15 protein-coding genes and 2 pseudogenes are annotated in these 18761 nt (G+C 70.0%); 10 read left to right on the top strand and 7 right to left on the bottom strand.

Annotated elements, in window-relative coordinates; all coding sequences use genetic code 11:
- Nucleotides 1-124: 124 nt before the first annotated feature.
- The 7 genes and pseudogenes from ACFXC1_RS37595 to ACFXC1_RS37565 all read left to right on the top strand — a co-directional run bounded on the left by ACFXC1_RS37595 (nt 125) and on the right by ACFXC1_RS37565 (nt 10370).
- Nucleotides 125-1006, top strand: a complete 882-nt coding sequence (locus tag ACFXC1_RS37595) for a carbohydrate ABC transporter permease (protein ID WP_381251592.1) — start codon at nt 125-127, stop codon at nt 1004-1006.
- Between the two features lie 92 nt (nt 1007-1098).
- On the top strand, nt 1099-1884 hold the full coding sequence (locus ACFXC1_RS37590) for a carbohydrate ABC transporter permease (RefSeq protein WP_234336881.1): 786 nt from the start codon (nt 1099-1101) through the stop codon (nt 1882-1884).
- 65 nt (nt 1885-1949) lie between these two features.
- Nucleotides 1950-2915 (top strand): annotated as a pseudogene (locus ACFXC1_RS37585) (alkaline phosphatase family protein); the annotation flags it as partial.
- 42 nt (nt 2916-2957) lie between these two features.
- Entirely contained in the window at nt 2958-5909 is a 2952-nt protein-coding gene (locus tag ACFXC1_RS37580) for a glycoside hydrolase family 2 TIM barrel-domain containing protein (RefSeq protein WP_381251590.1), read from the top strand.
- A gap of 69 nt (nt 5910-5978) precedes the next feature.
- On the top strand, nt 5979-7826 hold the full coding sequence (locus tag ACFXC1_RS37575) for a LamG-like jellyroll fold domain-containing protein (protein WP_381251493.1): 1848 nt from the start codon (nt 5979-5981) through the stop codon (nt 7824-7826).
- Between the two features lie 28 nt (nt 7827-7854).
- The gene (locus ACFXC1_RS37570; protein ID WP_381251491.1) at nt 7855-9528 is read left to right on the top strand and encodes a PHP domain-containing protein; all 1674 of its coding nucleotides are present in this window, start codon (nt 7855-7857) and stop codon (nt 9526-9528) included.
- Nucleotides 9528-10370 (top strand): hypothetical protein, encoded by an 843-nt coding sequence (locus ACFXC1_RS37565; protein ID WP_381251489.1) that lies wholly within the window; start codon nt 9528-9530, stop codon nt 10368-10370. Before ACFXC1_RS37570 ends, ACFXC1_RS37565 begins: the two co-directional genes overlap by 1 nt.
- 69 nt (nt 10371-10439) lie before the next feature.
- On the opposite strand, the gene ACFXC1_RS37560 is transcribed toward ACFXC1_RS37565, so the two are convergent.
- Genes ACFXC1_RS37560 through ACFXC1_RS37545 form a run of 4 tightly spaced genes read right to left on the bottom strand, consistent with a single transcriptional unit; the run spans nt 10440 to nt 14423 of the window.
- Nucleotides 10440-10895, bottom strand: coding sequence for a MaoC family dehydratase (locus tag ACFXC1_RS37560; RefSeq protein ID WP_381251487.1), 456 nt, complete (start codon nt 10893-10895; stop codon nt 10440-10442).
- A gap of 14 nt (nt 10896-10909) precedes the next feature.
- Nucleotides 10910-12604 (bottom strand): acyl-CoA synthetase, encoded by a 1695-nt coding sequence (locus tag ACFXC1_RS37555; protein WP_381251485.1) that lies wholly within the window; start codon nt 12602-12604, stop codon nt 10910-10912.
- Nucleotides 12605-12615: 11 nt separating this feature from the next.
- Nucleotides 12616-13485: an amidohydrolase family protein gene (locus tag ACFXC1_RS37550; protein ID WP_381251588.1), complete on the bottom strand. Its 870-nt coding sequence runs from the start codon at nt 13483-13485 to the stop codon at nt 12616-12618.
- A 20-nt stretch (nt 13486-13505) separates the two neighbouring features.
- Entirely contained in the window at nt 13506-14423 is a 918-nt protein-coding gene (locus tag ACFXC1_RS37545; protein WP_381251483.1) for an SDR family NAD(P)-dependent oxidoreductase, read from the bottom strand.
- A gap of 231 nt (nt 14424-14654) precedes the next feature.
- On the opposite strand from ACFXC1_RS37545, the gene ACFXC1_RS37540 reads away from it, so the two are divergent.
- Both ACFXC1_RS37540 and ACFXC1_RS37535 read left to right on the top strand, forming a co-directional pair.
- Nucleotides 14655-15080: a MarR family winged helix-turn-helix transcriptional regulator gene (locus ACFXC1_RS37540; RefSeq protein ID WP_381251481.1), complete on the top strand. Its 426-nt coding sequence runs from the start codon at nt 14655-14657 to the stop codon at nt 15078-15080.
- 22 nt (nt 15081-15102) lie between these two features.
- A complete protein-coding gene (locus tag ACFXC1_RS37535) occupies nt 15103-15909 on the top strand; it encodes an IclR family transcriptional regulator (RefSeq protein WP_381251479.1) in 807 nt (268 codons plus the stop codon).
- A gap of 38 nt (nt 15910-15947) precedes the next feature.
- Here the strand turns inward: ACFXC1_RS37535 and ACFXC1_RS37530 are convergent, their stop codons facing one another.
- Nucleotides 15948-16133 (bottom strand): hypothetical protein, encoded by a 186-nt coding sequence (locus tag ACFXC1_RS37530; RefSeq protein ID WP_381251478.1) that lies wholly within the window; start codon nt 16131-16133, stop codon nt 15948-15950.
- A gap of 317 nt (nt 16134-16450) precedes the next feature.
- Nucleotides 16451-16873 (bottom strand): annotated as a pseudogene (locus tag ACFXC1_RS37525) (FAD/NAD(P)-binding protein); the annotation flags it as partial.
- 341 nt (nt 16874-17214) lie between these two features.
- On the opposite strand from ACFXC1_RS37525, the gene ACFXC1_RS37520 reads away from it, so the two are divergent.
- The gene (locus ACFXC1_RS37520; RefSeq protein ID WP_381251476.1) at nt 17215-18459 is read left to right on the top strand and encodes a L,D-transpeptidase; all 1245 of its coding nucleotides are present in this window, start codon (nt 17215-17217) and stop codon (nt 18457-18459) included.
- A gap of 42 nt (nt 18460-18501) precedes the next feature.
- Here ACFXC1_RS37520 and ACFXC1_RS37515 read toward each other — a convergent pair whose 3' ends face one another.
- The gene (locus ACFXC1_RS37515) at nt 18502-18693 is read right to left on the bottom strand and encodes a hypothetical protein (RefSeq protein ID WP_381251474.1); all 192 of its coding nucleotides are present in this window, start codon (nt 18691-18693) and stop codon (nt 18502-18504) included.
- Nucleotides 18694-18761: the final 68 nt, after the last annotated feature.

The following is an 18761-nucleotide window of genomic DNA, read 5'->3' as shown; positions in this document are numbered from 1 at the left end:
CCCCCGGCCCCCCCCCCCCCCCCCCCGCGCCCCCCCCCCCCCCCCCCGCGCCCCGGGCCCGGCCCGGTTCCGTCCCCGGCGCGCCACCCCCGTCGGCACCGTCCGCCCGAAGCGGCGCGGCCCGCTGGCGTACTGGCGGCAGTACCTGGCGATCTCGCCCTTCTACCTGATCTTCGCCGCGTTCTCCTTCTTCCCGGTGTTCTACTCGCTGTACCTGGCCTTCCAGCGCTGGGACGGCCTCGGTGACAAGCAGTTCGTGGGCCTCCAGCAGTTCCGGTTCCTGTGGTCGGACCCGGTCTTCTGGCTGTCGATCCGCAACACCCTGGTGATCTGGGTGCTGTCCACGGTGCCCACCCTGCTGGGCGCCCTGGTGCTGGCCACGCTGCTGCACTCGGTGCGCCGCTTCAAGGGCTTCTACCGGATCGCCCTCTACGTACCGAACGTCACCTCGATCGTCGCTGTGGCGATCTTCTTCGGCGCGGTGTTCAGCAACAACTTCGGCCTGGTCAACGCGATCCTCGGCACGGTCGGCATCTCGCCGGTGCCCTGGCTGAGCAACCCGTGGCTGATCAAGGTGGTCATCGCGCTGCTGATGACATGGATGTGGACCGGCTACAACATGATCATCTACCTGGCCGGTCTGCAGGCGATCCCGACCTCCATCTACGAGGCGGCGAAGGTGGACGGCGCCGGCCCGGTCCGCACGTTCTTCCAGATCACCGTCCCGATCCTGCGGCCGATCATCCTGTTCACCGTCATCATCTCGACCATCAACGGCCTGCAGAGCTTCAGCGAGCCCCAGGTGCTGTTCGCCAGCAACGCCGCCAACGCCAACCTCGGCGGCCCCGGACAGGCCGGTCTGACCACGCTGCTGTACTTCTACCAGTCGGCCTTCCTCAACAACGACTACGGCTACGGCGCCGCCATCGTGTGGGCCTTCTTCCTGTTGATCATCGTCCTCGTCGCCGTCAACTGGCGCATCACCCAACGAGGGAGGAAGCCGTGACCACAGCCGATCCGACAGCCGAGCCGGCCCGGCCGGCCCCGCGCGCGAGGCGGCTACGCCGCCCCAAGGGCCTGACCGCGCACATCGTCCTCATGGCGGCCGTCCTGCTCTCGGTCTTCCCGTTCGTGTGGACGATCGTCATGGCGACCAACACCACCCAGGACATCTACAAGAGCCCGCCGAAGTTCACCTTCGGCTCCCATCTGCTGGAGAACATCCGGCATGTGCTGAACACCATCGACTTCTTCGGGTCGATGCTCAACACGGTCATCGTCGCGACCGTCACCACCGTCCTGGTGCTGTTCGTCGACTCGCTGGCGGCCTTCACCTTCGCCAAGTTCGACTTCCCCGGCCGCAAGGTGCTCTTCGGCACGCTGCTGCTGTTCATGATGCTGCCGTTGCAACTGGCGATCCTGCCGCAGTTCATCCTCATGTCGAACATCGGCTGGGTGGGCATGCTCAAGGCGCTGATCCCGCCCGCCCTGGCCAACGCCTTCGGCATCTTCTGGCTGCGCCAGTACATCGAGAACGGCGTGCCCGACGAACTCCTCGACGCCGCGCGCATCGACGGCGCCGGGTTCTTCCGCCAGTACTGGAACATCGCGCTGCCGATGATCAGGCCCGCGCTGTCCTTTCTCGCGATCTACGCCTTCGTCGGCGCCTGGAACGACTACGTCTGGCCGCTCATCGTGCTCACCAACCCGGACCACGTGACCCTCCAGGTGGAGCTGGCCCAGCTGAACGTCGGCCACACCACCGACTACAGCATGGTCATGGCCGGGGTGCTGATGGCGTCGCTCCCGCTGGTGCTGGTCTTCGCCGTCTTCGCCCGCGGCTTCATCGCGGGCGCCACCGAGGGCGCGGTGCAGGGCACCTGACCCGCGCGGGCCGCCCCGGCCCGCGCGGTACGCACAGACAGCGGGACGCGCAGGACAGAGGAGGGATGGATCCGGTGACGGACACCGACGCCGAGCGGACGCGGGCGGCGGAGAGCCAGGGGTCCGCCGGCCGGGGCGGCATCCCGCGCGGCAAGGTGCTCGTGGTGGGCATGGACGGACTGCGCCACGACCGGCTGGTCCGCTCCGCGGCCCACGCTCCCGTCCTGCACGGCCTGCTGGAAGGGGGCGCCCACGGCACCAGCCTGCTGCCGTACGGCGAGGCCGACGGTCAGGCCGAGGGCGGACCGTGGACGAGCATGGCCTACACCGACTCCGGGCCCGGCTGGTCCAGCGTGCTGACCGGGGTGTGGCCCGACCGGCACGGGGTCACCGGCAACGACTTCGCGGGCGCCGACTACGCCCGCCACCCCGACTTCCTCAGCCGCGCGGCCCTCGCCCGCCCCGGTCTGCGCACCGCCGCCGCAGTGTCCTGGCCGGAGCTGGTCCACCGCGGTGTCCTCGGCCCCGCCATCGGGCGGCGGGTGCACCACGACGGGGAGAGCGACGGCTACGCGACCGCGGACGACCTCGTCGCCCGCACCGCCCTGCGCTGGCTCACCGAGGACGACCCCGACCTGGTGTTCGTGTACTTCGGCGCCACCGACGAGGCCGGTCACGCCACAGGTCCCCTCTCCGCCGCCTACGACCACGCCCTTCTCGCCCAGGACACCCATCTGGGGCGGCTGCTCGCGGCGCTCGCTGCACGGCCCTCCGGCGAGCGGTGGACCGTGCTGGTCACCACCGACCACGGGCACCTCGACACCGGCGGCCACGGCGGCGACACCCGCGCCGAGCGCGAGGTGTTCGTCGTCCTCGCCGAGCCCGGCACGCCCGCCGGCACCCGGCTCGACTCGCCCCGGCTCGTCGACATCGCCCCCACCGTCCTGGACCGGCTCGGCATCCCCGTCGACCCGGACTGGGGCCTGGCCGGACGGGTCCTGCCCGGACCCGTCACGCCCACCCCCGCCCCCCGTCATGCCGCGCACCCCGACCGACAAGGGAGCCATCCGCCGATGAACGATCCGTCGATCCACGGGCCCCGGCCCGCCGATCCCCTGATCGCCCTCCGCCCCTGGGAGGCACCCGAGCTGACCTCCTGGGCACGGCTCCCCATGAACGCCGTCGACCGTCGACCGGATGCGGTCTCTCTCGACGGGGAGTGGCGCTTCCAGATGCTGCCGGCGCCCGAGGCACCGCCGGCCGACGTATGGTCCATGGCATACGTGCCAGGTGCATGGACGATGCAGGACACGGACGATCTTCCGCAGTACACGAACGTCCGTATGCCGTATGCAGAATTCCCTCCACTGTCGCCCGTCGCCAATCCCACCGGTGTGTACGAGCGGGAGATGGACGTCCCGGCCGGCTGGGCAGGGCGGCGGATCGTGCTCCAGGTCGGGGCCGCCGAGAGTGTGCTGCTCGTGCATGTGGACGGGCGGCCCGTTGGTATCTCCAAGGACTCCCACCTCGCCGCCGAGTTCGACCTCTCGGGCGTCGTACGTCCCGGCGAGCGGGCCACCGTACGGCTGACCGTGGTCAAGTGGTCGGACGCCTCGCACATCGAGGACCAGGACCAGTGGTGGCACGGGGGCATCACGCGGTCGGTGCTGCTGTACGCGACCGACCCGCTGTATCTCGCCGACGTGACCGTGCGGGCGCGCCACGACGGGGAGCTCCAGGTCGACTGCCAGGTGCGGGACGCCGGCGGTGCGCTGCCCGCCGGGTGGTGGATCAGCGGTGACCTGGAGGGCCAACTCCTGGCCCAGGACGAGGAGTTCGACCGGTTCAACACGGAGGACGACCGTGTCTCGGACTTCCTCGGCGAGGCCCGCATCCGGGCGTCCGTCCCCGAGGTGCGCACCTGGAACGCCGAGACGCCCGAGCTGTACGGCCTCACGGTCCGGCTGCACCGGGCCGACGGAACGGTCGCCGACACGTCGTACCGGCGGATCGGGTTCCGTGACGTGGAGATCGTCGGGCGGGATCTGCTCGTCAACGGCGAGCGGGTGTTCATCCGGGGCGTCAACCGGCACGACTTCCATCCGCTGACCGGCCGGACGGTGTCGTACGACGACATGCGGGCGGATCTGGTGCTGCTGAAGCGGTTCGGGTTCAACGCGGTCCGTACCTCGCACTATCCGAACGACCCGGCGCTGTACGACCTCGCCGACGAGCTCGGTTTGTATGTCGTCGACGAGGCGGACATCGAGTCGCACGACCACGCGCACGAGATCGCGGACGATCCGCGCTATCTGAACGCCTTCGTGGACCGTGTCTCGCGGATGGTGCTGCGGGACAAGAACCACCCGTCGGTCATCGTCTGGTCGCTGGGCAACGAGTCCGACTACGGCGCCAACCACGACGCGGCGGCCGGCTGGGTCCGCAGGCACGACCCCACCAGACCGATCCAGTACGAGGGGGCCGCCAAGCGCGGCTGGGCCGATCCGGATCTCGCCTCCGACATCGCGTGTCCGATGTACGCGCCGATCGAGGACTGTGTCGCCCACGCGCTGTCCGGTGAGCAGACCAAGCCGTTGATCCAGTGCGAGTACTCGCACGCCATGGGCAACAGCAACGGCACCCTCGCGGACCACTGGGCTGCCATCGAGTCAACCCCGGGTCTTCAGGGCGGCTTCATCTGGGAGTTCTGGGACCACGGAATCCTGCAGCGTGTGAACGACGGAAGACCCACCGGCCGCGCGGGCGCCGGACTGTATGACAACGGTGTCGCCGCGCCCGGTCAACGCTGGGCGTACGGCGGTGACTTCGGCGAGGTGATCCACGACGGCGCGTTCATCGCGGACGGTGTGGTGTTTCCCGACCGCACGCCCAAGCCGGTGATGTTCGAGCACCGGGAGATCGCGGCGCCGGTGCGCATCGAGTGCTTCCGGCACGAGGGCATCGTCCTCGGCAACCACCAGCACTTCCGGGGCCTCGAATGGCTCGCGGGGACCTGGGAGTTGGCGCTCGCGGACGGCCGTACGCTGACCGCTCCGGCCGAACTGCCCGCGCTGTGCCCGGGCGAGACGGCGGCCGTACCGCTGCCGTTCGCGCTGCCGGAGGACGGCGGCGAGGCCTGGCTGACGCTGCGGGTGACCACGGCCGAGGACCAGGTGTGGGCGCCGCGCGGCACGGAGGTGTGCGCGCCCCAGGTGCTGCTGCGGGCGGCGGAGCCGGTGGCCGGCTACGCCGCGGGCAGCGGTCGGATCGAGGTCGACGGCGAGGGTCTGCTGATCCACCCGCTGCTCACGGTCGCGCCGACCCTGTCCCTGTGGCGGGCGCCCACCGACAACGACGAGTTGGGCGGAATGGCGGTGCGCTGGCGGGCCTGGGGGCTGGACTCACTGGTCCGCAAGGTCGTTTCGGTACGCCGGGACGGCGAGCGGGTGACGACCGTCGCCGAGTACGCGGGGGCGACGGGGGTGGTCCGGCACTGTCAGGTGTTCACCCCGGTCGCGGGCGGGGTGCGGGTCGAGGAGTCGGCCGAGCTGCCCGAGGAGTTCGACGACGTGGCCCGGGTGGGCACCGTGTTCGAGACGGTGCCGGGTCTTGATCTGCTGGAGTGGTTCGGCCGGGGTCCGTGGGAGTCGTACCCCGACCGCAGCACGGGCGCGCCCGTGGGCCACCACTCGGTCCCCGTCGACGAGTTGTTCACCCCGTATCTACGGCCGCAGGAGAGCGGCGGCCGCAACGGGGTACGGCGGTTCACACTGTCGGCACCGGACGCCACCGGACTCACGGTCGACCTCGACGAGCCCCGCCAGGTCTCGGTGACCCGCCACCGCGCCGAGGATCTGACCGCCGTACGGCATCACGACGAGCTGGTGCCGCGCGCGTCCTGCGTGGTGCAACTCGACGCGGCGCACCGGGGGTTGGGCACGGCTTCGTGCGGCCCCGACACCACACCGCAGTACCTCGTCGCACCGGGCGTCCATCGCTGGAGCTGGACCCTGCGCGTTCTCTGAACCCACGGGTTCACAACTTCCCGGCTTCGAACTCCCCAGCTTTCACGAGCACTTACCCACGGAGCACACGTGTGTACTTCGCATGACCACGAGGACGACCACTGCGAGAGCGCCCAGGCCGGTGCCGGGCGACGCAACTTCCTGCGGGCCACCGCGCTGCTCGGTGCCGCCGCCACGGCCGGCGTCGCGCTGCCGGGCGTCGCCGAGGCGGCCCCGAACTCGGCCTCCACCAAGGCGAATTGGCGGCCCGACACCGACAGCCGGCGCTTCACGCTCGCCGTGATGCCGGACACCCAGTACCTCTTCGACGGGCCGAGCATCGACAAGGCGCCGATCGAGGCCTCGCTGCGCTATCTGCTGGAGCACGGCAAGGACGACAACATCGTCTTCCTGTCGCACTTGGGTGACCTGACGCAGAACGGGGCCGTGCCCGAATTCGCCGCCATCGGGGAGGCGTTCAAGCTGCTGGACCGGCGCGGTGTCGGCTACAGCGTGCTGGCGGGCAACCACGACATCAAGTCGTCGACGGACGACCAGCGCGGGGCGTCGCCCTATCTGGACGCGTTCGGCCCGCAGCGGTTCAAGAACAAGTCCACGTTCGGCGGGGCCTCTTCGGACGGCTACAACACGTACCACGTGTTCAAGGCCGCCGGGCGGGAGTGGCTCGTCCTCGCGCTGGACTGGCGGCTCTCGGCGAAGGGCTACGCGTGGGCGAAGGACGTCATCGCGCAGCACCCGAAGACGCCGGTCATCCTCACCACCCACGAACTGGTCGTGGACGACGACACGTTGTCGGTCTACGGGCAGCAGCTGTGGGACCAGCTCATAGCGGACCACGACCAGATCTTCCTGACCCTCAACGGCCACTACTGGCCGGCCCGTCGGGCGACGCGCAAGAACGCGGCAGGCAATGACGTCCACCTGCATCTGACGAACTATCAGAACCGCTACTTCGGCGGCGCGGCGATGATCCGCCTCTACCACTTCGACCTGGACCGCGACGTCATCGACGTGGAGACGGTGTCGCCGTGGATCCTGGGCCGGGCCGCGAAGGGCCTCAACGAGCTGGAGCGGCAGGAGATCGAACTCAGCGGCGACGCCGACCGGTTCTCCGTCGGCATCGACTTCGCGGACCGCTTCTCGGGCTTCGACCCGGTGCCGGTCCGCGCCGCGCGCCCCGCGTCCAAGATGGTGATCCCCGGCACGGCCGCCTACTGGCGTTTCGACTCTCCGGTCTCCGGCACCGTCCGTGACCTGTCCGGCCGCGGCAACGACCTCACCGTGGTCTCCGTGAACGGCGGCACCCTCGGCTGGTCGGCGGACCACCACCCGGACCAACCGGGCCACGGCAGCCTGGAGTTCACGGGCTACAAGTCCCCGCTGAAGGGCGCCTACCTGCGGACCGTCGACGGTGCGCCGCTCAACTCGGCGACGTTCAGGGACGGTTACACCATCGAGGCGTTCTACTGGCTGCCCGCCGACTGGAACGCCTCGCACAACGCCTGGGCCGGGCTGGTCAGCCGCACCGGCCGCAACGGCTCGGTCGGTACGGTGACGGACGACCCCGACGAGCCGCTCGCCACCCTGTCGCTGTCCGACGGGCCGGGCCCGCAGTGGGCGGTACACCCCCTGAACCAGCAGCAGTTGGCCACGAACTGGGGTGACGAGACCGACCCCGAGATCTGGTGGCACCTCGCCGTCGTCAACGACGGACGGCACACCACGATGTACGTCCAGGGCTGCCCCGTGGCCCGCAACCCGCACGCCCCCGCGATCGGCATCGCGTCCTCCGGACAGCCGTGGCTGCTCGGCGGCTACGAGTACGCGGACAAGATCGACCAGATCCTGCACGGCCGCCTCGGCGACGTCCGGATCGTCTCCCGGGCGCTGCCCGTGACCTCCTTCATGACCCACTGACAGCCCTCCAGAGGACTTCCGAACCATCATGACCGAGCAGCAGCTGCCCACCTGGGCCGACCCGTCCGTCTCCCCCGCCGCCCTCGACGCACAGGGCGTTTCCCGCCGCCAACTCCTTCGCCGCGCAGGGCTGTTCGGCGCCGCTTTCACCCTCGGCGCCGGACCGCTCGCCACCCCTGCGGTGGCGTCCGGGCGGGGCTACGGCGGCAACGACCCGCGCCTCGCCTACCTCGTCGGCGACCACCACGTGCACTCGGTGTACAGCCACGACGCCAAGTACACGTTCTCCCAGCAGGCGAAGGCCGCCGCGCAGTACGGCCTCGACTGGATGGTGTTCAACGAGCACTCCAACTTCGGACACGCCAACTACGGCGCGCAGTTGGAGCACGCGGAGATCCTCAAGGCGCGTGCGGAGAACCCGCGCCAGCTGATCTTCCAGGGCCTGGAGTGGTACATCCCGGCCGCCGAGCACTGCACGATCTTCGCCGCGCCCGGCCGCCACGAGGTGGATCTGCTCACGCAGTTCGAACTCGCCTACGACGGCAAGCTGTTGGGCTACACCGAGGGCTCGGCCGGCGCCACGGACACCGCCCGCAACGAGGCCCACGCCGTCAAGGCCATCAAGTGGCTGGCGGAGCAGCGCCGTTCGGGCTACGTCGACGACGTCCTCGTCCTCGCCAACCACCCGCTGCGCCTCGGCATCGACTCCCCGCACGAGATGCGGGCCTGGCGGGACGCGGCCCCCGAGATCATGATCGGGATGGAGGGCGCGCCCGGTGCGCAGGGCGCGGCCCTGCCCGGCTGGCGGGGTGCGACGTCGATTCGCGGCGAGTACGAGAACAAGCCGTCGGCGCAGTCCTGGGCGGGGTATCCGGCGGACGCGTATGTGACGTACGGCGGATTCGACTGGGCGACGGCGACCGTCGGCGGGCTGTGGGACTCCATGCTGGCCGAGGGCCGGCTCTTCTCGATCACCACGAACTCCGACAACCACCGTACGGTCTACGACACTTGGGCCAACGGCGCCTGGCCCGCCGGGCAGAACTTCGACAACACCGGCAAGCTGCCCGACCCGGTGGACACCGGCACCCCGCAGCCCGGCAGCGACTTCTGGCCCGGCGAGTTCAGCCGCACGCATGTGGGCGTGACCCGTTACGGCTACGGCGCGGTGATGGCGGGAATGCGCGCGGGCCGGGTCTGGGTCGACCACGGGCATCTGCTGGACGGGCTCGACGTGCGCCTGAAGCGGGACTGCGACGGCGGCCGGGGTGTCACGCTGGGCGGCCGGCTGCGGGTCCGCAAGGGCGAACGGCTCACGCTGAGCGTCACCGTGACGACCGCCTCGCGGCCCAACGCCCAGGGAATCCTGCCGGAGTTGGCGCACGTGGACGTGATCCGGGGCGCGGTGCGCGGTGCGGTGTCCGACCGGGACGCGTGGCGGGCACCGGACACGAAGGTCGTGCGTACGGCCGACGTGAGCGGCCGCAAGGGGACGTACACCCTGCGCATCCCGGTGACCGCCGGAGACGAGTCCTTCTACCTGCGGCTGCGCGGCAGCGACGGCAAGCGGCACGGCGCGGGCTACCTCGGTGCCTCGGTCGACCCGCACGGCCCGATCCCCCACGAGCCCGGAAACGGTGACCCGTGGGCCGACACATGGTTCTATTCCAACCCCATCTTCGTCGACCTGGCAGGTAACTGATGAAGCGTCAACTCACTGCCCTCGCCGCCTTATTAGGTGCTTTCACGCTCGGCGTGAGCATCTCCTCGGCCGCCGCCGCCACCACTTGGGCGGAGACCGGCACGGCCTACACCGACAGCCTGGGCGGCGGTGAGGGCGTAGCGTCGCGTGCGGACGGCTCGCTGCTGTACCGCGGGCTGGCGTCCATCCCGCTGGATCTGCGCGTCCAGGGCTGGAACCACATCGGTGACCCGGACATCGCGAACGGCTACGTCTTCGACGCCTACCAGGCCGCCGACACGGGCACGTCCAAGATGTTCGCGGTCACCACGCCGTCCGGGACGCGCTACACGTACGTCCACCCGCTCGACTCGGGCGAGAAGATCAACAACTCGTTCGACGCGATCTCGCCGGACACGCAGTGGATGGTGTCGGGCGAGTGGGGCGACCAGTCCAGACTCCAGGTCTTCCCCACTCCCCTGCTCAACCCGTCCACTCCGGCGACGGGCGGAACGCTGCCGCAGGCCGGGCAGATCACCCTTGACAGGACGGTGAACGACATCCAGGGCTGCGACTTCGTGACGGACACCCGGCTGGTGTGCGTCTCCGACGACGCGTCGGGAACCAAGTTCCCCGAGATCCGCCCGCTCCTCCAGGTCGACCTGCCGCACAAACTGGACGGCCGGCCGATCACCGGTACGGTGACGAGCCTGTTCGCGCTGCCCCAACGCAGCATCTGCACGGGCACGTTCGAGGCCGAGGGCGTCGACTACGACGTGAACAGCGGGACGTTGCGCGCCGAGGTGGTCCAGCCGGGTGTGTGCGTGGTGTCTACCAGCGTGTACTCGTACAAGCAGCAGTAGACAGGCGACGGTGGACTGGCAGCTGTAGACAATCGACCGCGGACTGGCAGCAGTGGCAGCGAGGGGCGCTCAGGCGTAGAACCGCGAGAGGCTCTGGAGGACGGCGGCGGGCTTCGGCCCGCCGTCGATCTCTATCGTCCCGTCGACGGCGATCTGCACCCCGCCCGGCACGTCTTCGACCGAGGAGAGCGTCGCGGCGAGCCGGATCCGTGAACCGACCTTGACCGGTGCGGGGAAGCGCACCTTGTTCAGGCCGTAGTTGACCTTCGTGGACACGCCCTCGACGTCCAGCAGTTCGGTGAAGAGCGGGATGAAGAGGGAGAGGGTCAGATAGCCGTGCGCGATGGGCGCGCCGAAGGGGCCCGCCGCGGCCTTCTCCGGGTCGACGTGGATCCACTGGTGGTCGCCCGTCGCGTCGGCGAAGGTGTCGATGCGTTCCTGGGTGACCTCGATCCACTCGCTGGTGCCGAGGTCGCTGCCCGCGAGCTTCTTGAGTTCGTCGAGGCCGTTGACTGTGATGCTCATATCGCGTTCCCTGCCTAGGAGTTGCCGCCGAAGCGCTTGCGCACCCGGGACTTGAGGAGCTTTCCGGAGGCGGTGCGCGGGAGTTCGTCCGCGACCACCACCGACTTGGGGATCTTGTACTTGGCCAGGCGGCCGGCCAGCGAGGCCAGTACCTCGTCGGGATCCAGCGAGGCGCCTTCGCGCGGCACGACGACCGCCCGCGGCACCTCGCCCCACTTGTCGTCCGCGATCCCGATGACCGCGCACTCGACGACGTCGGGATGGGTCAGGAGCAGGTCCTCGATCTCGGCGGGGTAGATGTTCTCCCCACCGGAGATGATCATGTCCTTCATACGGTCGACGATGTACACGTAGCCGTCGTCGTCGGTCCGGGCCGCGTCCCCGCTGCGGAACCAGCCGTCGGCGAAGACCGCGGCCGTCTCCTCGGGCAGCCCCCAGTAGCCGGGCATGACATGCGGGCCGCGCACCACGACCTCGCCGGTCTCGCCGACGCCGGTGGGCGTGAGGTCCGGCCGTACGACCCGTACGTCGCTGAAGAAGTGCGGCACGCCCGCCGAACCCGCCTTGCTCACCGCGTGTTCGGCGTCCAGGAACAGGGTTCCGGGCGAGGCCTCGGTCATGCCGTAGCCCTGGAGGAAGGTCAGTCCGCGCTCCTGGTAGGCGGCGATCAGCGGGGACGGGACCGGGGATCCGCCGCAGGTCAGGATGCGCAGCGAGGACAGGTCGGCGGCGGCCCAGCGGGGATGCCGGGCGATCTGGTCGAACATCGTCGGCACCCCGAACATGAAGGTGATCCGGTGCCGTTCGACCAGGTCGAAGGTGGCGTCCGGGTCGAAGGACTCGACCAGGACACAGGTGCCGCCCTTGAGCAGCACCGGCAGGGTGAGCATGTTGAGGCCGGCCGTGTGGAACAACGGGGCGGAGACCAGGGCGCGTTCGTCGGCGATCAGGTCGGTGTCGACGAGGACGTTGAGCGCGTTCCAGGTCAGGTTGCCGTGCGTGAGCATGGCGCCCTTGGGGCGGCCGGTCGTGCCCGAGGTGTACATGATGATGCAGGTGTCGTCGCCGGTGACCGGCTCGTCGATCGGCTCGGCGGACGCCGCTGCGAGCAACTCCTCGTATTCGGGGCCGACTTCGACGTAGATGCGTACGTCGGTGCTGCCCGGCAGTCCGGCGACGAGGGCGGTGTGCGTCGGGCCGTAGACGAGGATCTTGGCGCCGGAGTCGGCGAGTTGGTAGGCGATCTCGGGGGCGGTGAGGCGGGTGTTGAGGGGGACGAAGACCGCCCCGAGGATGCCGGCCGCGAACAGGGTCTCCAGGTAGGAGGGGTGGTTGGGGCCGAGGTAGGCGATGCGGTCGCCGCGGCGGACGCCCCGGGCGCGGAGGGCATGGGCGAGGCGGGTGGTTCGTGTATGCAGTGTGCTGTAGTCCATCGACGAGCTGCTGCCGACCGTCGACAATCCGCTGTTGACCGTCAATGGTCCGCTGTCGGCTGTCGACGAAATGTCGTGGCCGGACGACAGTCCTCCGGCGACCGTCGACGAACCGCCGGAGCCGGTCGGCGAACCACCGTGGCCCGCAGACGGTCCGCCGCCGACCGCAGACGATCGACCACCGACCGTAGACAGTCCGCCGTAGACCAAAGCCACGCGATGCGGGGTCTTGCGGGCCCGGCGTGCGGGCCATGAGCCCAGTCCCTCGTTGCGCATCCGGTGCCCCTTTACGTCAGCCCGAGCAGGCGGGCGGCGTTGTCCTTGAGGATCTTCGGTCTGACCTCGTCCTTGATGGGCAGCTTCTCGAAGTCGGCGAGCCAGCGGTCCGGGGTGAGGACGGGGTAGTCGGAGCCGAAGAGGACCTTGTCCTTGAGCAGCGTGTTCGCGTACTGGACGAGCTGCGGAGGGAAGTACTTCGGCGACCAGCCGGAGAGGTCGATGTGGACGCCGGGCTTGTGGGTGGCGACGGCGAGGGCCTCGTCCTGCCAGGGGAAGGACGGATGCGCCAGGATGATCTTGAGGTGGGGGAAGTCGGCGGCGACGTCGTCCACGTGAAGGGGGTTGGAGTACTTGAGGCGGATGCCGCCGCCTCCCGGTACCCCCGCGCCGATGCCCGTCTGGCCGGTGTGGAAGAGGGCGATGGTGCCCGTCTCCTCGATGACCTCGTACAGGTCGTAGGCCACGGCCCGGTCGTTGGGGAAGAAGCCCTGGATGTTGGGGTGGAACTTGAAGCCCTTGACGCCGTACTCCTCGACCAGCCGCCGCGCCTGCTTCACGCCCGCCCGGCCCCGGAACGGGTCGATGGACGCGAAGGGGATGAGGACGTCGGCGTTGGCGGCGGCGGCCTCGGCGACCTCCTCGTTCGGGACGGGTTCGGTGCCGGTCGCGGACTCGGCGTCGACCGTGAAGATCACGGCGGCCATCTTCCGCTCGCGGTAGTACGCGGCGGTCTCCTCCAGGGTCGGCTTCCGCTTGCCCTCGACCTTGAAGTAGGCGGAGGAGGCGTCGTGGAGGTCGTCGTCCAGCGAGGAGTGGCCCTTGGAGGACACCTCCGCGTGGGTGTGGACGTCGATGGCGACGAGGTCGCCGATGTCCATGGGGGCCTTGGGGGGTGCCATCACGCCTCCGGCAGCTTCGGTGCGGGGATGCCGACCGACTGGAGTTCGGCGCCGACCGAGGTGGGGAAGGCGACGGCCAGGCTGTCGGGGGTCCAGCCGCCGTCGGCGTAGGCCGTGCTGATCTCCTGCGGGTGGGACCAGAGTGCCACCTTGTCGCCGCCGATGCCGATGGCCTGGCCGGTGATGGAGCGCGCGGCCTCGGAGGCGAGGAAGGGGACGAGGGCGGCGCAGTCCTCGGGGGTGCCGAAGCCCTCACCCTTGCGGAGGAAGTCGGGCAGCGGATCGCCGTTCTTCATGGCCTCGATGTACGGGGCGAACGCGGGGATCGTCTCGGTCATCGCGGTCGCGGCGACCGGCACGATCGCGTTGACGGTGATGCCGGCGCGGCCCAGTTCCATCGACCAGGTGCGGGCGAAGGCGGCGATGCCGGCCTTGGCGGCGGAGTAGTTGGTCTGGCCGAAGTTGCCGCGCTGGCCGGCGGGCGAGCCGACCAGGATCAGGCTGCCGCCCTCGCCCTGTTCGCGCATCCGTACGGCGGCGGCGCGGGCGCAGGTGAAGGTGCCCTTGAGATGGGTGGTGATCACCGCGTCGAAGTCCTCGTCGGTCATCTTCCACAGCACCTTGTCGCGCAGGATGCCCGCGTTGGTGACCAGGACGTCGATCCGCCCGAACTCCTCGACCGCGCGGTTGACCAGCCGTTCCGCGGCCTCGGTCGTGCCGACCGGGACGACCTCGGCGACGGCGGTGCCGCCCGCCTCGGTGATCGACTTCACGGCCTGGTCGGCCACCGCCTCGTCGATGTCGTTGACGACCACGGACGCGCCGTGGGCGGCCAGGGCGTGCGCGTAGGCGAGACCGAGGCCCCGGCCACTGCCGGTGACGACGGCGACCTTGCCGGTCAGATCGATGCTGGGCACGAGCGAGTCCCTTCACAAGGCGATGCGGCTGCCAGCCCCACCGGAGTACGGCTGCGAGATCGAAGCTAAGAGCAATAATTGTTGACGTCAATAGTTGTTGCCGACGGACCAGGTGCGTCACACTGACCACGAACCACCGCACGCCCCACCCCGGGGCCTCGACCCAGGGAGCCCGCCATCGCCCGCCAGCAGCACGCCGCGAACCCCCCGATCGACGCGCACGAGCCGTGGATGCGCGGGCTGCACGCGGACACCGGTTACCTCCTGTACCGGCTGGGCCTGCGCTCCGGCCAGCTCTTCAACACGTTCCTCCAGGAGTCGGGCCTGCGCCTGCGCCACTACGCGCTGCTCCGCTTCCTGGCCACGTCCGAGGGCGCCCTCCAGCGCGAGCTGAGCACGCGGCTGGGCTACGACCCGAGCGCGATCGTCGGCCTGGTCGACGACCTGGAGAAGCTGGGATTCGCCGAGCGGCGCCCTTCCCCCGACGACCGGCGAAGCCGCATCGTGGTCCTGACGGAAAATGGCCGCGGCTTCCTGCGCGACACCGACGAGGCCGGCCTGCGGGTGACGAACGAACTGCTCGGCCCGCTGGACGCGGCCCAGCGGGAGACCCTGCACACGCTGCTGCAACAGGTCGCCGAGGACGGACTCGCCTGACGCCCGACAAGGAGGTACGGCGATGACCACCACCCGGCCGGAGACCAGCACCGGGTCCGCGCCCACCACCGGATCCGGGACGACCGCCCGCTCCGCTCCCGACCGGCTGCTCGCCGTGCTCGCCGCCTTCGACCACGAGCACACGGCCCTGTCGCTGTCCGACATCGCCCGCCGGGCCGGACTCACCCTGACCACCGCACACCGGCTCGCGGGCGCCCTCACCGAGTGGGGCGCGCTGGAGCGGGACGCGTCCGGCGTCTACCACGTGGGACTGCGGCTGTGGGAGATCGCGGCACTCGCGCCTCGCGGCCTCGCCCTGCGCCAACTTGCCCTGCCCTACCTGGAGGACCTGTACGAATCGACGCACGAGAACGTGCAGTTGGCGGTGCGGGACGGCACGGAGGTCGTCTACACCGAGTGGCTCTCGGGCCGTTCGGCGGTCGGCGTGCACATCCGGGTGGGCGCCCGCTGGCCGCTGCACGCCACGGGGGTGGGCCTCGCCCTGCTGGCCCACGACCAACCGGACCTCCAAGAGGCCTACTGCGCGGGCGAGTTGGCATCCTTCACGCCGTACACGATCACCGATCCGGTACGGCTGCGGCGGGTGCTGGCCGAAGTGCGGCGCGCCGGCGTGGCGGTGAGCGACCGTCAGGTCACGGACGACGCGCTGTCGGTGGCGGCTCCGGTGCGCGGGCCGGGCGGTGCGGTGGTGGCGGCCGTGTCGGTGGTGGTACCCCAAGTCGACGCCCAGGTACCGGTGTTGATCCCGGCGGTGCGGCTCGCGGCACGCGGGATCTCGCGGGCGCTGGGGTGGCGACCGGAGCCGTGACGGGGCCGGCGGTGGAGTGAACTCGGGTTCGGCGGGGGCTACTTGTTGTCGCCGGGCTTTCCTGCGTGGTCGCCTTCGCCCCGGGTGTCGTCCCCCGGTTTCGCTGAGGCGGTGGCGGTGGCAGTGACATTGGCTGCGGACGGCATGTGGTCGCCGCCGTCGCTGGACCTGTCGGTCGTCGCGCCGGGGGCGTTGAGCTGGAAGGCGAGGAGAAGGGCGGCCACGGCGAGGGTAGCGGTGGGCCAGGGGCGATGCGTCGTATGTGTGGCGTGCCGCTGCGGGAGGCGGCGTGCACGGTGCGTTCGGGGCGGTCGAGGGTGAGGGCGAGGTCGACGGCGGTGAGGCCGGTGCCGACGAGGAGGATGTCGGCGGTGTCCTCGCGTACGGCGTCCAACGCGCCTGGTGTCCAGGGCGAGTTGACGAAGCGGGGCGAGGCGCGCAGCGCCGGCGGGGCCCATGCTGCGGTGGGGGCGGCGAGGACGGTGGCGAGGACGGCGCTGTCTGCGGTGAGGAGTCCCCCGTCGGCGAGGTGGAGTTCCACCGGGCCCGTGGGGGTGCCGGTACAGCTCTCCGCGCGGGTTCGCAGGCGGCGTACGGAGACGGTGCCGTGGGAGCGGACGACGGCCTGGGCGAGGGCGTCGGCCAGGTATGCGCCGTAGCGGTAGCGGGTGGCGAAGTCGCCGCCGCCGACGGTGGGTTCGCCGTGGCGGCAGAGCCAGCGGGTGAAGTGGCCGGGGTCGTCGGGGTAGCAACTCATGCCCCCTGCGGGGACGTTGAGGCGGTGGCGCGGGTCGGGGGTGGCGTAGGCGGTGCCGCGGCCGGCCTCCGGGGCCGGGTCGACCAGCACCAGGTCGAGCGGGGTCCGGCGGCGGGTGGCGGTCTCGCAGAGTTGGACGGCGGTCAGGGTGCCTGCCGCGCCCGCTCCGACGATCGCCGTGGTGGGCCGCTTGCGGACTTCGGTCACGAATGCCTCCGGCGTGGTCTGCCGCGGAGCCGCCGAAGCGGAACTCCGCCTTCAGTTCCTTCCTCACTATTCCGACCGGATTGGTGGGGAAGCCATGGCGGGACGGGGATCTCACCGGATACTCAGGACGCCGGTCGGCGCGTTCAAACTCTGTTCACACTCGTGGAGCCTCCGACAACCGTGGTTTCAGGCCTTCTTTCAGGTTCTCTTCAGAGGAATCTCAGGTTGGGGCCCTGGGATTCAAAGATTCAACCCAGGGAAGTGACGCAGGATGCAACGGCACTGGTGATCTCGTCGCGTACGGCCAGGGGATGTGCGCGACATATGGAGGAAGGCCTGCCGTGGGCGTGTCGCACATATCCAACCGGTCCGAGAAGCCGTCGGAGAGGTGGTCCCGGCGTGGGATCCTCACCGTGCTCGGGGTGGTGCCGGCGGCCGTGCTGACCGGTTGCAGCGGATCGGCGGGCGCCGCGGAGAGCGCCTCGTCCGGCGGCGCGTCGGCGACGGCTTCGGTGAAGGCAGCGAAGACGCCGACCGTCACGGTCTCGCCTGCCGACGGTACGAAGAAGGCCGATTTCACAACCCCGGTCACGGTGACGGTGACCGACGGCACGTTCGCCACGGTGAAGGTGACCGGCAACGACGGCTCCACGCTCGCCGGGACCTTCAACGCCGCCAGGACGAAGTGGACGTCCACGAAGAACCCGTACTCGGGCACGAAGTACACGGTCGCCGCGCAAGCGCAGGGCGGCGCCGCGAAGACCGCGACCTTCACCACCAAGTCGCCCGGCGAGACCTTCGTCGGCTACTTCACCCCGGAGGCGAACTCCACCTCCGGCGTCGGCATGCCCGTGTCCATCAACTTCACGCACGCCGTCAAGGACCGGGCCGCCGTCCAGAAGGCGATCACGGTCACCGCCGAGCCCGCCGTCGAGGTCGTCGGCCACTGGTTCAGCGACACCCGTCTCGACTTCCGCCCCGAGACGTACTGGGCGGCCGACACGAAGATCACGCTCAGTCTGCGGCTGAAGGACGTCGAGGGCCAGGACGGTGTCTACGGTATCCAGTCCAAGGACGTCACGTTCGACATCGGACGCGAGCAGATCAGTACGGTCGACCTGTCCAGCAAGGAGATGGTGGTCAAGCGGGACGGCAAGACCCTCGCCACCTATCCGGTCAGCGGCGGCAACGCCCAGCACACCACCTGGTCCGGGATCATGGTGATCAGCGAGCGGTTCAAGCAGACCCGCATGGAGTCCTCGACGGTCGGGCTCGGCGACGAGTACGACATCTCCGACGTCCCGCACGCCCAGCGCCTGACCACCTCCGGCACCTTCGTGCACGGCAACTACTGGGCGTCCACAGCGGTGTTCGGCCACGAGAACACCAGCCACGGCTGCGTCGGCCTGCACGACGCCAAGGGGGCCAACGACAGTTCGGTGGCGGGCTACAAGTTCTACGACAGCTCGATGCTCGGCGACGTCGTCATCGTGAAGAACTCCGGCGAGAAGACGGTCGCGGCGGACAACGGCCTCAACGGCTGGAACCTTTCCTGGGCGGACTGGAAGGCGGGCAGCGCGGTCTGAGGCCGTGCCGCGGGTGAACACGCGCCCCGTGGGGGTGCGGCCTCAGCTGCCGCCGGAACGGATCCACGGCCACTTGGCGAAGCAGACCACCACAGGTGCGACGAGCATGGCCAGCATCCACAGGCCCACACTGGCCGGCGAGTAGACGTAGTACTGCCAGTGCTCGGGCAGGACCGCAGGCGCGAGCAGGAGCACGATCAGCGCGGTCCACGTGGCCAGCACCGATGCCGCCATGCGCACCGCCACCATCGTCGTCGACCCTCCCCGCTACCGCCCGGTTCCCGTGGTCGAACAATACGACG

Source organism: Streptomyces hokutonensis, from assembly GCF_042751305.1.
GTDB lineage: Bacteria > Actinomycetota > Actinomycetes > Streptomycetales > Streptomycetaceae > Streptomyces > Streptomyces hokutonensis_A.
This window is presented reverse-complemented; position numbering and strand designations above follow the sequence as displayed.

What these genes read in the sequence shown, in the direction of transcription:
- ACFXC1_RS37535 (WP_381251479.1), top strand. Translation starts at nt 15,103, where the DNA reads ATGACCACCACCCGGCCGGAGACCAGCACCGGGTCCGCGCCCACCACC.
- ACFXC1_RS37560 (WP_381251487.1), bottom strand. Translation starts at nt 10,895, where the DNA reads ATGAGCATCACAGTCAACGGCCTCGACGAACTCAAGAAGCTCGCGGGC.
- ACFXC1_RS37550 (WP_381251588.1), bottom strand. Translation starts at nt 13,485, where the DNA reads ATGGACATCGGCGACCTCGTCGCCATCGACGTCCACACCCACGCGGAG.
- ACFXC1_RS37570 (WP_381251491.1), top strand. Translation starts at nt 7,855, where the DNA reads ATGACCGAGCAGCAGCTGCCCACCTGGGCCGACCCGTCCGTCTCCCCC.
- ACFXC1_RS37580 (WP_381251590.1), top strand. Translation starts at nt 2,958, where the DNA reads ATGAACGATCCGTCGATCCACGGGCCCCGGCCCGCCGATCCCCTGATC.
- ACFXC1_RS37590 (WP_234336881.1), top strand. Translation starts at nt 1,099, where the DNA reads ATGGCGGCCGTCCTGCTCTCGGTCTTCCCGTTCGTGTGGACGATCGTC.
- ACFXC1_RS37565 (WP_381251489.1), top strand. Translation starts at nt 9,528, where the DNA reads ATGAAGCGTCAACTCACTGCCCTCGCCGCCTTATTAGGTGCTTTCACG.
- ACFXC1_RS37540 (WP_381251481.1), top strand. Translation starts at nt 14,655, where the DNA reads ATGCGCGGGCTGCACGCGGACACCGGTTACCTCCTGTACCGGCTGGGC.
- ACFXC1_RS37555 (WP_381251485.1), bottom strand. Translation starts at nt 12,604, where the DNA reads ATGCGCAACGAGGGACTGGGCTCATGGCCCGCACGCCGGGCCCGCAAG.
- ACFXC1_RS37515 (WP_381251474.1), bottom strand. Translation starts at nt 18,693, where the DNA reads ATGGCGGCATCGGTGCTGGCCACGTGGACCGCGCTGATCGTGCTCCTG.